We start from the raw sequence: 14,203 nt of genomic DNA on the forward strand, positions 1-14,203 counted from the left end.
ACCGGAATGTCGACCTATGTCGCCGAGATCGAATGGACGGCAAACCCGGAGGAGGATTTCCGGAGGGGCCGCTATTCGCGCGTGCATGAAATCCGTTTCGACAACGGTCTGGCCGTGCGCGCATCCGCCTCGCCCGCCGTCGTGCCGCAGCCTTTTGCCGATCCATCCGCCGTCGATCCGGAAGAACTGATGGTGGCGGCGCTTTCGTCCTGCCACATGATGTCCTTCCTCGATCTGGCCCGTCGCGCCGGCGTCACCGTACGTGCCTATCACGACACGGCGGAGGGCATTCTGGAGAAGAACGCGGAAGGCCGCGTTGCGCTGACGACCGTCACGCTGCGGCCCCGCATCGACTGTGACGCCGACCGCGCCACGCTCGATGGATTGCATCACAAGGCGCATGAAGTCTGCTTCATCGCCAATTCCGTCAGGACCGACGTGCGCGTCGAGCCCGTTTTCGAACCTACAGGGAAGGAAGCACATCATGGCTGAAGCCTATGTCTATGACGCGGTACGCACACCGCGCGGGCGCGGCAAGAAGGACGGCTCGCTGCACGAAGTGCCGGCGGTGCGGCTTGCCGCAAAGACGCTGGAAGCGATCCGCGACCGCAACGGGCTCGACACCGGCACGGTGGACGACATCATTTTCGGCTGCGTCGATCCGGTCGGCGAAGCGGGCGCGGTGATCCCGCGCGCCGCGGCCTTCGAGGCCGGCTATGCCGACAAGGCCCCCGGCATCCAGCTCTCGCGCTTCTGCGCCTCGGGCCTCGACGCCATCAATCTGGGCGCTGCCAAGATCGCGCAGGGCGCCGACGACATCGTGATTGCCGGCGGCGTGGAATCGATGAGCCGCATCGGCATGGGCGCGGCCGGCGGCGCCTGGTTCATGGACCCGTCGGTGGGCTTCCCCGGCTGGTTCGTGCCGCAGGGCATTTCGGCCGACCTGATCGCCACCAAATACGGCTTCTCGCGCGACGACGTCGACGCCTATGCGGTGGAAAGCCAGAAGCGCGCCGCCCATTCGTGGAAGAAGGGCTGGTTCAAGAACTCGGTCATTCCGGTCAAGGACCAGAACGGCCTCGTCATTCTCGACCATGACGAGCACATGCGCCCCGACACCGACATGCAGGCGCTGGCCTCGCTCAACCCCTCCTTCGTGATGCCGGGCGAGATGGGCGGTTTCGACGCGGTCGCCGTGCAGAAGCATCCCGAGATCGAGACGGTCAACCACGTCCACCATGCCGGCAATTCCTCCGGCATCGTCGATGGTGCCGCCGCCGTGCTGCTCGGCTCGAAGAAGGCCGGCAAGTCGATGGGCCTGAAGCCGCGCGCCCGCATCCGCGCCTTCGCCAATATCGGCTCCGAGCCGGTGCTGATGCTGACCGGCCCGGTTGACGTGACCGAGAAGCTGCTCCAGCGCGCCCGCATGAAGATCTCCGACATCGACCTGTTCGAGCTCAACGAAGCCTTCGCCTCGGTGGTGCTGCGCTACTGCCAAGCTTTCGACATTCCCCACGACAAGATGAACGTGGCCGGCGGCGCCATCGCCATGGGCCATCCGCTGGGAGCCACCGGCGCGATGATCCTTGGCACGGTGCTGGACGAACTGGAGCGGCGCGACCTCAACACCGCGCTGGTGACGCTGTGCATCGGTGCGGGCATGGGCACCGCCACCATCATCGAACGCGTCTGATCGGAGGGCAGGACAAATGACCTACAGGAATTTCACCGTCGAAACCGATGCGGACGGCATCGCCCTCGTTACCTGGGACATGCCCGACCGTTCGATGAACGTATTCACCGAAGAGGCGATGCGCGAGCTTGACAGCATCGTGGACCGCGTGACCGGCGACACCGCCATCAAGGGCGCGGTCATCACCTCCGGCAAGGACACGTTCTCCGGCGGCGCCGACATCACCATGCTGCAGAAGATGCTGTCGATCTTCGCCGAGGAGAAGGCCAGCGATCCACAGAAGGCGACGCAGAAGCTGTTCGAGACCGCCGGCTACATGACCGGGCTTTTCCGCAAGCTCGAAACCTGCGGCAAGCCGTGGGTCTCGGCCATCAACGGCACCTGCATGGGCGGCGCGTTCGAGCTCTCGCTCGCCTGTCACGCCCGCGTCGCCGCTGACAGCGACAAGGTGAAGATGGCGCTTCCCGAAGTGAAGATCGGCATCTTCCCCGGTGCCGGCGGCACCCAGCGCGTGCCGCGCCTGACCGACCAGCAGCAGGCTTTGCAGATGCTGACCACCGGCCAGACGCTGACGCCGAAGAAGGCCAAATCCATGGGCCTCATCACCGAGATCGCCGAACCGGCGAAACTGGTCGAAACGGCGAAGGGCCTCATCAAGAACGGCCTCTCCGCAGTGCAGCCATGGGACCAGAAAGGCTTCAAGCTGCCCGGCGGGCCGATCTACTCGGCGGCGGGCGCCAATCTGTGGCCGCCGGCTATCGCCATCCTGCGCCGCGAAACCTACGGCAACTATCCCGCAGCGGCCGCGATCCTGAAATGCGTCTATGAGGGCCTGCTGGTACCGTTCGATACGGCCCTGCGCATTGAACAGCGTTATTTCACGCAGATCATGCAGTCGAGGGAAGCGGCAGCGATGATCCGCTCGCTGTTCATCTCGCTGCAGGAGCTGAACAAGGGCGCACGCCGCCCCGAGGGCGTGCCGGAAACGAAGTTCAGGAAAATCGGCGTCATCGGCGCCGGCTTCATGGGTGCGGGCATCGCCTATGTCACGGCAAAGGCCGGCATCCCGGTGGTGCTCATCGACCGCGATCAGGCAGGAGCCGAAAAGGGCAAGGCCCATTCCGAAAGCCTGATGGACGGGGCGATCAGGAAGGGCCGCGCCACGCAGGCCGACAAGGAAAAGCTTCTGTCGCTGATCACGCCGAGCGCCGACTATGCCGACCTCAATGGCTGCGACCTCGTGGTCGAGGCGGTGTTCGAGGATTCGGGCGTCAAGAAGGCGGCGACCGAGCAGGCGGAAGCCGTGCTGAAGCCAGCCGCGGTGTTCGCCTCCAACACCTCGACCATTCCGATCACCTCGCTGGCGAAGAACTCGGCGCGCCCGAAGAATTTCGTCGGCATCCACTTCTTCTCGCCGGTCGACAAGATGATGCTGGTCGAGATCATCCTCGGCAAGAAGACCGGCGACAAGGCGCTGGCCGTGGCCATCGACTATGTGCGGGCCATCAGGAAGACGCCGATCGTCGTCAACGACACGCGCGGCTTCTTCGTCAACCGCTGCGTGCTGCGCTACATGGCCGAGGCCTACAAGATGCTCATCGAGGGCGTTCCCGCCCCGATGATCGAGAACGCCGCCAAGGCCGCCGGCATGCCGGTTGGCCCGCTGTCGCTCAACGACGAGACGGCCATCGACCTTGCCCAGAAGATCATGAAGCAGACCATTCGCGATCTGGGTGAAAAGGCCGTCGATCCCCGGCAGATGGAGCTGGTCGACACCATGGTCGACAAGCACGGCCGCCTCGGGCGCAAGAACGGCAAGGGCTTCTACGACTATCCGGAAAAGCCGGCCAGGAAGCATCTGTGGGCGGGCCTGAAGGACCTCTATCCGCAGCAGGATGCCGACAAGATCGACTTCGAGGAGCTGAAGCAGCGCTTCCTGTTCGTCATTGCGCTGGAAGCGGCGCGCGTGATGGAGGAAAAGATCGTCACCGACCCGCGCGAGGCGGATGTCGGCTCGATCCTCGCCTTCGGCTTCGCACCCTATACCGGCGGCGTGCTGTCCTACATCGACGGCATCGGCGTGGCGAAGTTCGTCAAGATCGCCAAAAAGCTGCAAAAGAAATACGGAGCCGAGTTCAAGGCGCCGAAGCTGCTGCTTGAAATGGCGGACAAGGGCGAAACCTTCTACGAGCGCTTCAACCCCTATGCGGGCGCAGAGGCGAAGAAAGCCGCCTGAGGCCGCCGAAAATCTTCAGGTGAACCGGTGCCGGGCGGGGCGCGATGCGCTTCGCCCGGAAGCATGTGAGCCTCGAACACATGAAAAGGCGAGAGCGATGTATGTCTGGGCGCGACTGGCACGGGTGCTGGCCACGGCGAAAAGCCGGGGCGATTATCGGCTCGGCACCGAAACCCGCCTCACCTTCCGCTGTCTGCCAACGGACATCGACCTCAACCTGCATCTCAACAATGCACGCTACATGATGCTGGCCGATGTCGGCCGCATCGACCTGTTCATGCGCGCCGGTCTCGGCAAGATGATCCGCGAGCGCAAATGGGCGCCGATGCTGGGCGGCCTGCAAGCCGTCTATGTGCGCGAGGTCCGCCTGTGGCAGCGCTTTCACGTCTATTCCGCCATCGAGACATGGCAGGGCACGCAGGCGCTCGGGCGTCACCGCTTCGTGCTCGAAACCGGCGAGACCGCAGCCACGGTCATCACCACCGCCGGCATCTATGACCGTCCGGGCCGGCGTTTCCTGGAGATCGGCGAAGTGGTCAGCGCCCTTGGCAGCGATGCCCGGCCCCGGCCTCTCAACGAGGACGAGAGCGCCTTCATGGCCTCGCATATGGCCATGCGTTCCGCCGCGCGGGCGCAAAGCTGACAGGACGTTTTTCCCGCGGGTGGACAAGCCGGGGACCTGCGGGTAAAAATCGACAGGTATTTTTTCCTGTTCAGGAGTTTCAGGGCGCATGCTCTCGCATGAACGCGTATGGGCCGCCATAGACGCGCTCGCCGAGCGTCATTCCCTTTCCGTGTCCGGCCTTGCCCGGCGCGCAGGTCTCGATTCCACGGCCTTCAACAGGTCGAAGCGCCTGTCGTCCGACGGACGGCCGCGCTGGCCCTCGACCGAATCGCTGGCCAAGATCATCGAGGCGACCGGCTCATCGCTGAACGAGTTCATCGCGCTGATCGACGGCAGGAAAGCCGTCTCCGATGCGCTGCCGGCACAGAAGCCCACCGTGCCGCTGGTGGGCTTCGCGCAGGCCGGCGCGGGCGGTTTCTTCGACGATGCCGGCTTCCCCGTCGGCCATGGCTGGGATCTGATCGAGCTGCCAGCACCTGCCGGAGGTCCCGCCTATGCGCTCAAGGTGCAGGGCGATTCCATGCTGCCGCTCTACCGCGACGGCGACGTGCTGATCGTCGAGCCGGGCGCCAGCGTGCGCAAGGGCGACCGCGTGGTGGTCAAGACCACCTCCGGCGAGGTGATGGCCAAGGTGCTCAGCCGCCAGAGCGCCAGAACGATCTCGCTCGTCTCGCTCAATCCGGAGCATCCGGACCGCGAATTTCCCGTCCATGAGGTGGAGTGGATGGCGCGGATCGTGTGGGCGAGCCAGTAGGCATGAAGCCTCTGCATGCCGGATTCGCCGTGTTCTGCCTGCTGGCGATGGGCGTGCTGGTCATTGCGGGCGGCAACAGGCTCAATCCGCGCGCCGACAACACGGCGCAGCGATCCGAAAGCGGCATCGTCTTCGACACGGAGATCGGCGATGTGTTTTCCGAGCCGGAGACGGAGGACGTTGGAACCGGCGCTTCGCGGGATCTGCCGGAACAGCGGCCTTCCCTCCCCGCCCTGCGGCCGATCGAACCGGAGATCATCGCGCCGCCGCAACTGGATCCGGCCGAACTCGAGCGCCTGCCTCCGCGCGCGCCGCTGAGCGATCTCTCCCTCGCCGTTCCGCCCCCGCCCAAGCCCGATGCCGAGTGGAAAGGCACGACGCTGTTTCGTCCCCTTGCCACCGGCGCAGGACAGATCAGGGTGCAGGGCCGGACCGTGACCATCGCCGGAATCGAACTTGTCGGGCCGGAGGAAACCTGCACCGATCAGGACCGGCAATGGCCGTGCGGCACCCGCGCCACAACCGCTTTCCGCGGTTTCCTGCGCGGCCGCGCGGTGGTCTGCGACATCCCGGACGATGCGGGCAGCAGCGATCTCACCGCACGCTGCCGGATGGGCAGGCAGGACATCGGCGAATGGCTGGTGGCGAATGGCTGGGCGCGCGCCGATGCGAACGGCCCTTATGCGCAGGCGGCCGAAAAGGCGCAAAAAGGCGGGAAGGGCATATATGGCCACGCGCCGGACCTTTCGGGCCTGCCACCGCCACCGCCTTCAGGGGGCTCACAAATTCCGGCAGTGCCGGACAGCATCATCGAGCTGCCCGGCCCTTCCGAGGCTGACCCCCTTATGCCGCCAGACGGCCTTCCAGCGCCTTCCCGATAAGCTCCCGGGTTTCGGATATGCCGTAAAGCGCGGCGAACGACCCGAAGCGCGGGCCGCGCTCCTGCCCGATCAGGACCTGATAGATCATCTGGAAGAAGGCGACCGAGACGCCCGGGCCGCCCTCGGGGCTCTTTTTCGCGTGGTCCTGATAGCGCTCGATGGCGCGCGCCACGTTGAGCGCCGCATTCTGGATCGCCTCGCCGTCAGCGCCCTCAGGCAGGTCTGCCAGCGCCTGCGACAGTTTCGCCAGCGCGTCGCGCTCCACCTCGTCCGGCGCGCGATACACCTTCGACGGCTTCACGAAGTCGTCGAAGTAGCGGATCGCATAGCCGGTCAGCCTGTCCAGTTCGGGATGCGTCCGGGGCGTCACGCCCGGCGCGTAGCGCGAAATGAAGCCCCAAAGCACGTCCTTGTTCTGGGCATTGGAGACGCTGACCAGATTGAGCAGCAGCGCGAACGGCACCGGAAGGTCGATCGCGGGCGGGTTGCCGCTGTGGATGTGCCAGACCGGATTGCCGAGGCGGTTCTTCCAGTCCTGCTTCGGATAGGCCGACAGGAACTGGTAATACTCGTCCACAGCGCGCGGGATGACGTCGAAATAGAGCTTCTTGGCCACGCGCGGCTTCTGGAACATGTAGAGCGCCAGGCTCTCGGTCGGCGCATAGGTCAGCCACTCGTCGATGGTCAGCCCGTTGCCCTTCGACTTGGAGATCTTCTGGCCGTTCTCGTCGAGGAACAGTTCATAGACGAAGTGCTCGGGCGCGCGCCCGCCGAGGATTTCGCAGATGCGGTCGTAGATCGCCGCATTGGTCTGGTGGTCCTTGCCGAACATCTCGAAATCGACGTTGAGCGCCGCCCAGCGCATGCCGAAATCCGGCTTCCATTGCAGTTTCACCGCGCCACCGGTGACGGGCAGCGTGGTCTCGGTGCCATCCTCGTCGTCGAAGGTAATGGTGCCGGCCTGCGCATCGACATGCTTCATCGGCACGTAGAGCACGCGGCCGGTCTTCGGCGAGATCGGCAGGAAGGGGCTGTAGGTCGCCTGCCGTTCCTCGCCCAGCGTCGGCAGCATCACCTTCATGATGTCGTCATAGCGCCCGGCCGCACGCAGAAGCACCGCGTCGAAACGGCCTTCCTTGTAGTACTCGGTCGCGCTGGCGAACTCGTAGTCGAAGCCGAACGTATCGAGGAAGCGCCGCAGCATGGCGTTGTTGTGATGGCCGAAGCTCTCGTAGTCGCCGCCGAACGGGTTGGGGACCGACGTCAGCGGCTTGTGCAGATAAGGCTCCAGGAAGGCGCGATCCGGCACATTGTCGGGAATCTTGCGCATGCCATCCATGTCGTCGGAGAACACCAGAAGCCGCGTCTTCACCTTGCCTTCGGTGAGGATGTGAAAAGCGTGACGCACCATGGTGGTGCGGGCGACTTCGCCGAAGGTGCCGATATGCGGCAGACCCGAGGGGCCGTAGCCGGTCTCGAACAGGATCGTTTCCGGAAAGCCGGTTTTCGCATAGCGGGCGACGATTTTTTTCGCTTCCTCGAACGGCCAGGCTTTGTTCTCGCCGGCGGCGGCGAGAAGTTCCGGGTTGAGGTCGAGGGCGTCGTTTCCGGCCATGTCGTTGGTCCTGTTGGTGAAGCCGGCTTCGATGCCGGCCGGCCTGCTCTATGCGGGCCGCTGCCCAAGGTCAAATTTTTCCCGCCCGAAAGCAGCCGACAGGGGCGCAAAACGGCCAGATTTTGCGATTCCATGCTATTTTTTGCGCCGATCCGCCGCGGCGGGCCTTGCATGCATGCCAAGAGCGCGCAGAACGCTTGCACCCCGCGAAGCCTGTTCTTATATACGCCGCAGATCCGGACGGGCCTTCGATGCAAGCAGGCGCGTTCGGAAATTCTTGTGAACAGGGGCTTTCGCCGGAACGCCTGACAGGGTCCTTGAAAGCCTGCTTGAAGGAGAGATTGAACCAATGGCTAAAGTAATCGGCATCGACCTCGGAACCACCAATTCCTGCGTCGCCGTGATGGACGGCAAGGACGCGAAGGTGATCGAAAACGCGGAAGGCGCGCGCACCACGCCCTCGATCGTCGCATTCACCTCCGACGGCGAACGCCTCGTCGGCCAGCCGGCCAAGCGCCAGGCGGTCACCAATCCCGAAAACACCATCTTCGCGGTCAAGCGCCTGATCGGCCGCCGCTATGACGATCCGGTCACCGACAAGGACAAGGGCCTCGTTCCCTACAAGATCGTCAAGGGCGACAATGGCGACGCCTGGGTCGAAGCCGGCGACAAGAAGCAGTCGCCTTCGCAGATCTCGGCCATGATCCTCCAGAAGATGAAGGAAACGGCGGAAGCCTATCTCGGCGAGAAGGTCGAGAAGGCCGTCATCACCGTGCCCGCCTACTTCAACGACGCCCAGCGCCAGGCCACCAAGGACGCCGGCAAGATCGCCGGCCTGGAAGTGCTGCGCATCATCAACGAGCCGACCGCTGCTGCCCTGGCCTATGGCCTCGACAAGCGCGACGGCAAGACCATCGCCGTCTATGACCTCGGCGGCGGCACCTTCGACATTTCCGTGCTGGAAATCGGCGACGGCGTGTTCGAGGTGAAGTCGACCAATGGCGACACCTTCCTCGGCGGCGAGGACTTCGACATGCGTCTGGTCGAGTATCTGGCCGACGAGTTCAAGAAGGAGCAGGGCATCGACCTGCGCAACGACAAGCTCGCCCTCCAGCGCCTGAAGGAAGCAGCCGAAAAGGCCAAGATCGAGCTGTCGTCCACCACGCAGACCGAGATCAACCTGCCCTTCATCACCGCCGATGCGACCGGCCCCAAGCACCTGACGCTGAAGCTGACCCGCGCCAAGTTCGAATCGCTGGTTGACGACTTCGTCCAGCGCACCATCGAGCCGTGCAAGGCCGCGCTCAAGGATGCCGGACTCAAGGCCGGCGAGATCGACGAGGTGGTTCTGGTCGGCGGCATGACCCGCATGCCCAAGATTCAGGAAGTGGTGAAGCAGTTCTTCGGCAAGGAGCCGCACAAGGGCGTCAACCCCGACGAGGTCGTCGCCATGGGCGCGGCCATTCAGGCCGGCGTGCTTCAGGGCGACGTCAAGGACGTGCTGCTGCTCGACGTGACCCCGCTGTCGCTGGGCATCGAGACGCTGGGCGGCGTGTTCACGCGCCTCATCGAGCGCAACACCACGATCCCGACCAAGAAGAGCCAGACCTTCTCCACCGCCGAGGACTCCCAGTCCGCGGTGACGATCCGGGTCTTCCAGGGCGAGCGCGAGATGGCGGCCGACAACAAGCTGCTCGGCCAGTTCGATCTGGTCGGCATTCCGCCTGCACCGCGCGGCGTGCCGCAGATCGAGGTCACCTTCGACATCGACGCCAACGGCATCGTCAACGTGTCGGCCAAGGACAAGGGCACGGGCAAGGAGCACCAGATCCGCATTCAGGCATCTGGCGGCCTGTCCGACGCCGACATCGAGAAGATGGTCAAGGACGCCGAGGCCAATGCCGAGGCCGACAAGAAGCGCAAGGCGCTGGTCGAGGCCCGCAACCAGGCCGAGTCGCTGATCCACTCCAGCGAGAAGTCGCTGAAGGACTATGGCGACAAGGTTTCGGAAGCCGACCGCACGGCCATCGCCGATGCCATCGCGGCGCTGAAGACCGCCGCCGAGGGTGACGACCCGGCCGACATCGAGGCAAAGACGCAGACCCTTGCCGAGGTTTCCATGAAGCTCGGCCAGGCCATGTACGAGGCTTCGCAGAAGGAGGCGGCCGAGGCCGACGCCCAGGCGGATGCCGCCAGGGACGGCGATGTGGTCGATGCCGACTTCGAGGAGATCGACGAGGACGACGACAAGAAGAAGTCGGCCTGATCCCTGTTGCAGACAATGAAAAGCCCGGTCCCGGCCGGGCTTTTCGGCAACTTCGGCCGGAAAAATGCTGCCGGACCTTTGCCGGCTCTGGCATCGGGACCGCGCAGCACCTAAATCGAAGGCCGCAAAAGAAGAGCAGAACGCAGAATCATGCGCGCGGGCGCATGGCATGCGCAAAACATGCCGGGGAATAGCGACCGTTCAGGCGCATCGACCGACAGGAATGGCCGTTTCGGCCGATTTGGAGCCATCGGGCAGAAGAACCAGGACAGGCTTTAAATGAAGGTTGATTTCTACGAAACGCTCGGCGTGAGCCGCAGTGCGGACGACAAGGAACTCAAGAGCGCGTTCCGCAAGCTCGCCATGCAGTTCCATCCCGACCGCAATCCGGGCGACGAAGCCTGCGAGCACAAGTTCAAGGAAATCAACGAGGCTTACGAATGCCTCAAGGACCCGCAGAAGCGGGCCGCCTATGACCGCTTCGGCCACGCGGCGTTCGAGAATGGCGGCATGAACGGGGGCCACGGCTTCGCGGCGGGCGGCTTCGCCGACATCTTCGAGGATATCTTCGGCGAGATGATGGGCGGCGGGCGCCGCCGATCTTCGGGCGGGCGCGAGCGCGGCGCGGACCTGCGCTACAACATGGAAATCTCGCTGGAGGAAGCCTTTACAGGCAAGACCGCGCAAATCCATGTGCCGGCCTCGGTGTCCTGTGACGAATGCTCCGGCACGGGCGCGAAGCCGGGCACCCAGCCGGTCACCTGCACCATGTGCGGCGGCCACGGCAAGGTGCGCGCCTCTCAGGGCTTCTTTTCCATCGAACGCACCTGCCCCCAGTGCCAGGGGCGCGGCCAGACCATCAAGGACCCGTGCGGCAAATGCTCCGGCCAGGGCCGCGTCACCGAAGAGCGCTCTTTGTCAGTCAATATTCCAGCAGGCATCGAGGACGGCACCCGCATCCGGCTGGCCGGAGAGGGCGAGGCAGGTATGCGCGGCGGGCCTTCGGGCGACCTCTACATCTTCCTGTCGGTGAAGCCGCACGAGTTCTTCCAGCGCGACGGCGCCGACCTCTATTGCAAGGTGCCGATCTCCATGACCACGGCGGCCCTTGGCGGTTCCTTCGAGGTGACGACGCTCGACGGCAGCCAGACCCGCGTCAAGGTGCCGGAAGGCACCCAGAACGGCCGCCAGTTCCGCCTCAAGGGCAAGGGCATGCCGGTGCTGCGCCAGCCGCAGGTGGGCGACCTCTACATTCAGACGGCCGTCGAGACGCCGCAGAACCTGACCAGGCGGCAGCGCGAATTGCTGGAAGAGTTCGAGCAGCTCTCGTCGACAGAGAATTCACCGCAATCGAGCGGGTTCTTCAGCCGCATGAAGGACTTCTTCGAATCCTTCGCTGAAAAATAAACGCTGTCCCGCAGACGACTTTTCCTGACGCTGTCAGCATATTGGTCCGGATTTTTCTTGAACCGGGCCAATCAGATGCTAAGTACCACCAAGGGGAGCGCAGGAGATTTGCATGGCTAAGGGAACCGGACTGCGCAAGACGCTGGCGGCCAAGTTCGACGACGAACTCAAATTCTTCAGGGGCTGGATAGACAAGCCGAAGGCCGTGGGCGCCATCGTGCCAACCAGCTCGGTCACAGCGCGGCGCATGGCGTCGGTCATCGATCTCGGCTCCGGCCTGCCGGTGCTGGAGCTGGGCCCCGGCACCGGCGTCATCACCAAGGCGATCCTGCGCCATGGCGTGAAACCGGAAAATCTCTATGCGGTCGAATATTCGGCGGATTTCGCGCGCCATCTGCGCGCCAATTTTCCGGGCGTGAACGTCATCGAGGGCGATGCCTTCAATCTCGACACGACGCTCGGCAATGCTGCGGACCTCACTTTCGATTCGGTCATCTCGGGCGTGCCGCTGTTGAATTTCCCGGTTCCGCGCCGTGTGGAATATCTCGACGGGCTCCTGTCGCGCATGCCCGAAGGCCGGCCGGTGGTGCAGATCACCTACGGCCCGATGTCGCCGATCCCGCCCGGCCGCGGCGACTACACCGTCGAGCATTTCGACTTCATCCTGCGCAATATCCCGCCCGCAAGGCTGTGGATCTATCGCCGCCGCACGCACTGACTTTCCGGCATTCAGCCCTGGGTCACCAGCCGGGCGAATTCGCCTTCGGCTGCCGTCTCGTGATGCTGGCTGTGCCGCAACATGAAGAATTTGCGGCGCGGAACCGGATAGTCCACCGCGGCAAGCCGGCCTGCCTTGAGGGCATTGGCGACCGCCAGCCGCGACATGACCGTGGCCCCTGCCCCCGATTCGACGGCGACCCGCACCGATTCGTTCGTCGGCAGCACCAGGCTGATCTCGACATCGGACAGGCTATGTCCACGCGCCGCCAGCATCGCCTCCAGTATCGAGCGTGTGCCGGACCCATGCTCGCGCATGACCCATGGCGAGGTTCTCAGATCGAGACCCTCCCCGTCTCTCGCCGCTGCCCACGAATGAGAAGGCAGCACCACCAGCGCCATGTCGTCGTCGGCCACGGGCACGACGTTCAGCGCATGGGCGTCGACCTCGCCTTCGACAAAGCCGAGATTGGCCTCACCCTTGCGCACCATCGCCGCCACCGTCTCTGTGTTGCCCATCGTGAGTTCCACCGAAAGCCCGGGATAGGCGGAGCGGAATTTGTGGATGATGCCCGGCAGCCAGTAGTTGCCCACCGTCTGGCTCGCGGCGAGCCTGAGCGAACCGACCTTGAGCCCCGCCAGATCGGCCAGAATCAGCTCGGCGCTGGAAGCTCTTGCCAGCACTGCCCTTGCTTCGGCCAGAAAGGTGCGGCCGGCGTCTGTCAGGGCAATGCGCCGCCCGACCCGGTCGAAAAGCCTGGTCGCATAACGCGCCTCGAGCGCGGAAACCGCCGCACTCGTCGCAGACTGGGTGAGGTTGAGATCGGCGGCGGCCCGCGTGACATGCTCGCGTTCGGCGACAGCAACGAAAATACGCAACTGCTCGAGCGTCATCGTCTTGTTCTCAGACCAGAAGCTTCACCAATACCAGACTGAAGCCAGCGATAAACACAAACGCGGAAAGCGCAAGCAGAAGCGGCCGCAAGCCCCGCGACCTGATCTCCGACACATTGGCGTTCAGGCCCATGGCGGCCAGACCCATGGTGAGCATCAGGGTGGTGAAGAAGACGATATAGGGGCGCAGCGCATCGGGAATGCCGACAAAGCTGTTCCACAGAACCACGGCCACAAAACCCAGCACGAACCACGGCATCGGCGCGCGCGCACCCGTCTCGCCTCCTCCGGAGCGGCGGGCGGCGAAGCCCATGGCGAACACCATCGGCGCCAGAAGCGCGACGCGGGTGAGCTTGGCAACGGTTCCCGCTTCACCGGCCTGCGGACCGTACTGGAAGGATGCGCCGATGACCTGCGCCACCTCATGGATCGAAGCGCCTGCCCACAGGCCGAAGGCGTTCTGGTCGAGGCCGGCGAACGCGCCGAGCAGCGGATAGGCCAGCATGGCCACAGTGCCGAACAGGGTGATCGAGGCCACCGCATAGGCGACGTCCTCGTCGCGCGCATTGGTGACGGTGTTGGCAGCCACGATGGCGGAGGCGCCGCAGATCGAGGTGCCTGCGGCAATAAGCTGGGCAAGCCGGCGCTCCACGCCAAGCAGGCGCGCGGCACCAAGAGTGAAGAGGAAAGTCGCGGCAAGGGTCAGCGCGACGAGGCCGAAGCCTCCGATTCCGATCGAGGCAGCCTGATCGACAGTCAACTGGAAGCCGAGCAGAACGATGGCCAGACGCAGCAGCGTCTTCTGGCTGAAGCGGATGCCTTCCTTCGCGTTGTGGGCCACGCCCACGGTGTTGGCGAACAGCATGCCGATGATCACCGCCAGAATCATCGGGCTGAAGATCACGAGACCCGGCATCTCGCGCAGCGAATAGCCCGCGCCGGTAATCACGCCGACCAGCACCAGTCCGGGCCAGATGCCACCGACACGTCCGATACCAGCCTTGCTGGCACCGGGTACCGACGAAAAGCTTTCACTTGCAGTCACGACATTCTCCATTTCAGGCAGAATGGGGATTGCCATTTCCCTTGAAAGCAATCCAGCGCATTATTTATGT

General features: G+C 64.3%; 12 protein-coding genes. 9 read left to right on the forward strand and 3 right to left on the reverse strand.

Translation table 11 applies throughout. The features are described 5' to 3' along the window. The first annotated feature begins 6 nt into the window (after positions 1 to 6). The 6 genes from DES43_RS02030 (at position 7) to DES43_RS02055 (ending at position 6,189) form a co-directional block, all read left to right on the forward strand. Positions 7 to 492 (forward strand): OsmC family protein, encoded by a 486-nt coding sequence (locus tag DES43_RS02030; protein ID WP_035025184.1) that lies wholly within the window; start codon positions 7 to 9, stop codon positions 490 to 492. Next, positions 485 to 1,693, forward strand: coding sequence for an acetyl-CoA C-acetyltransferase (locus DES43_RS02035; RefSeq protein WP_035025185.1), 1,209 nt, complete (start codon positions 485 to 487; stop codon positions 1,691 to 1,693). The genes DES43_RS02030 and DES43_RS02035 overlap by 8 nt, the downstream gene beginning before the upstream one ends. A gap of 16 nt (positions 1,694 to 1,709) precedes the next feature. Then, a complete protein-coding gene (locus DES43_RS02040) occupies positions 1,710 to 3,929 on the forward strand; it encodes an FAD-dependent oxidoreductase (protein ID WP_035025187.1) in 2,220 nt (739 codons plus the stop codon). 97 nt (positions 3,930 to 4,026) lie between these two features. Then, positions 4,027 to 4,572 (forward strand): thioesterase family protein, encoded by a 546-nt coding sequence (locus DES43_RS02045; RefSeq protein WP_035025189.1) that lies wholly within the window; start codon positions 4,027 to 4,029, stop codon positions 4,570 to 4,572. A gap of 88 nt (positions 4,573 to 4,660) precedes the next feature. Further along, a complete protein-coding gene (locus tag DES43_RS02050) occupies positions 4,661 to 5,308 on the forward strand; it encodes a S24 family peptidase (protein ID WP_035025190.1) in 648 nt (215 codons plus the stop codon). Positions 5,309 to 5,310: 2 nt separating this feature from the next. Then, entirely contained in the window at positions 5,311 to 6,189 is an 879-nt protein-coding gene (locus DES43_RS02055; RefSeq protein WP_051520478.1) for a thermonuclease family protein, read from the forward strand. Here DES43_RS02055 and DES43_RS02060 read toward each other — a convergent pair. Next, a complete protein-coding gene (locus tag DES43_RS02060; protein ID WP_035025191.1) occupies positions 6,152 to 7,804 on the reverse strand; it encodes a lysine--tRNA ligase in 1,653 nt (550 codons plus the stop codon). The genes DES43_RS02055 and DES43_RS02060 overlap by 38 nt on opposite strands. A 349-nt stretch (positions 7,805 to 8,153) precedes the next feature. On the opposite strand from DES43_RS02060, the gene dnaK reads away from it, so the two are divergent. From dnaK to pmtA, 3 genes are all read left to right on the forward strand, one after another. Then, a complete protein-coding gene (gene dnaK / locus DES43_RS02065) occupies positions 8,154 to 10,070 on the forward strand; it encodes a molecular chaperone DnaK (RefSeq protein WP_035025192.1) in 1,917 nt (638 codons plus the stop codon). A gap of 279 nt (positions 10,071 to 10,349) precedes the next feature. Next, positions 10,350 to 11,477 carry a molecular chaperone DnaJ gene (gene dnaJ, locus DES43_RS02070; RefSeq protein ID WP_035025193.1) on the forward strand — a complete coding sequence of 376 codons (1,128 nt, stop codon included), beginning with the start codon at positions 10,350 to 10,352 and terminating at the stop codon, positions 11,475 to 11,477. Between the two features lie 112 nt (positions 11,478 to 11,589). Continuing rightward, positions 11,590 to 12,195: a phospholipid N-methyltransferase PmtA gene (gene pmtA, locus DES43_RS02075; protein WP_035025194.1), complete on the forward strand. Its 606-nt coding sequence runs from the start codon at positions 11,590 to 11,592 to the stop codon at positions 12,193 to 12,195. An 11-nt stretch (positions 12,196 to 12,206) separates the two neighbouring features. Here the strand turns inward: pmtA and DES43_RS02080 are convergent, their stop codons facing one another. Next, on the reverse strand, positions 12,207 to 13,088 hold the full coding sequence (locus DES43_RS02080; RefSeq protein WP_035025195.1) for a LysR family transcriptional regulator: 882 nt from the start codon (positions 13,086 to 13,088) through the stop codon (positions 12,207 to 12,209). Between the two features lie 10 nt (positions 13,089 to 13,098). After that, on the reverse strand, positions 13,099 to 14,133 hold the full coding sequence (locus DES43_RS02085) for a YeiH family protein (protein WP_245264669.1): 1,035 nt from the start codon (positions 14,131 to 14,133) through the stop codon (positions 13,099 to 13,101). Positions 14,134 to 14,203 lie beyond the last annotated feature (70 nt).

The sequence above is a fragment of the Aquamicrobium defluvii genome (assembly GCF_004363725.1).
GTDB classification, from domain to species: Bacteria; Pseudomonadota; Alphaproteobacteria; order Rhizobiales; family Rhizobiaceae; genus Mesorhizobium; species Mesorhizobium defluvii.

Coding starts and splice junctions, on each gene's coding strand:
- dnaJ (WP_035025193.1), top strand. CDS start 10,350: ATGAAGGTTGATTTCTACGAAACGCTCGGCGTGAGCCGCAGTGCGGAC.
- DES43_RS02060 (WP_035025191.1), bottom strand. CDS start 7,804: ATGGCCGGAAACGACGCCCTCGACCTCAACCCGGAACTTCTCGCCGCC.
- DES43_RS02080 (WP_035025195.1), bottom strand. CDS start 13,088: ATGACGCTCGAGCAGTTGCGTATTTTCGTTGCTGTCGCCGAACGCGAG.
- dnaK (WP_035025192.1), top strand. CDS start 8,154: ATGGCTAAAGTAATCGGCATCGACCTCGGAACCACCAATTCCTGCGTC.
- DES43_RS02055 (WP_051520478.1), top strand. CDS start 5,311: ATGAAGCCTCTGCATGCCGGATTCGCCGTGTTCTGCCTGCTGGCGATG.
- DES43_RS02050 (WP_035025190.1), top strand. CDS start 4,661: ATGCTCTCGCATGAACGCGTATGGGCCGCCATAGACGCGCTCGCCGAG.
- DES43_RS02035 (WP_035025185.1), top strand. CDS start 485: ATGGCTGAAGCCTATGTCTATGACGCGGTACGCACACCGCGCGGGCGC.
- DES43_RS02040 (WP_035025187.1), top strand. CDS start 1,710: ATGACCTACAGGAATTTCACCGTCGAAACCGATGCGGACGGCATCGCC.
- pmtA (WP_035025194.1), top strand. CDS start 11,590: ATGGCTAAGGGAACCGGACTGCGCAAGACGCTGGCGGCCAAGTTCGAC.
- DES43_RS02045 (WP_035025189.1), top strand. CDS start 4,027: ATGTATGTCTGGGCGCGACTGGCACGGGTGCTGGCCACGGCGAAAAGC.
- DES43_RS02030 (WP_035025184.1), top strand. CDS start 7: ATGTCGACCTATGTCGCCGAGATCGAATGGACGGCAAACCCGGAGGAG.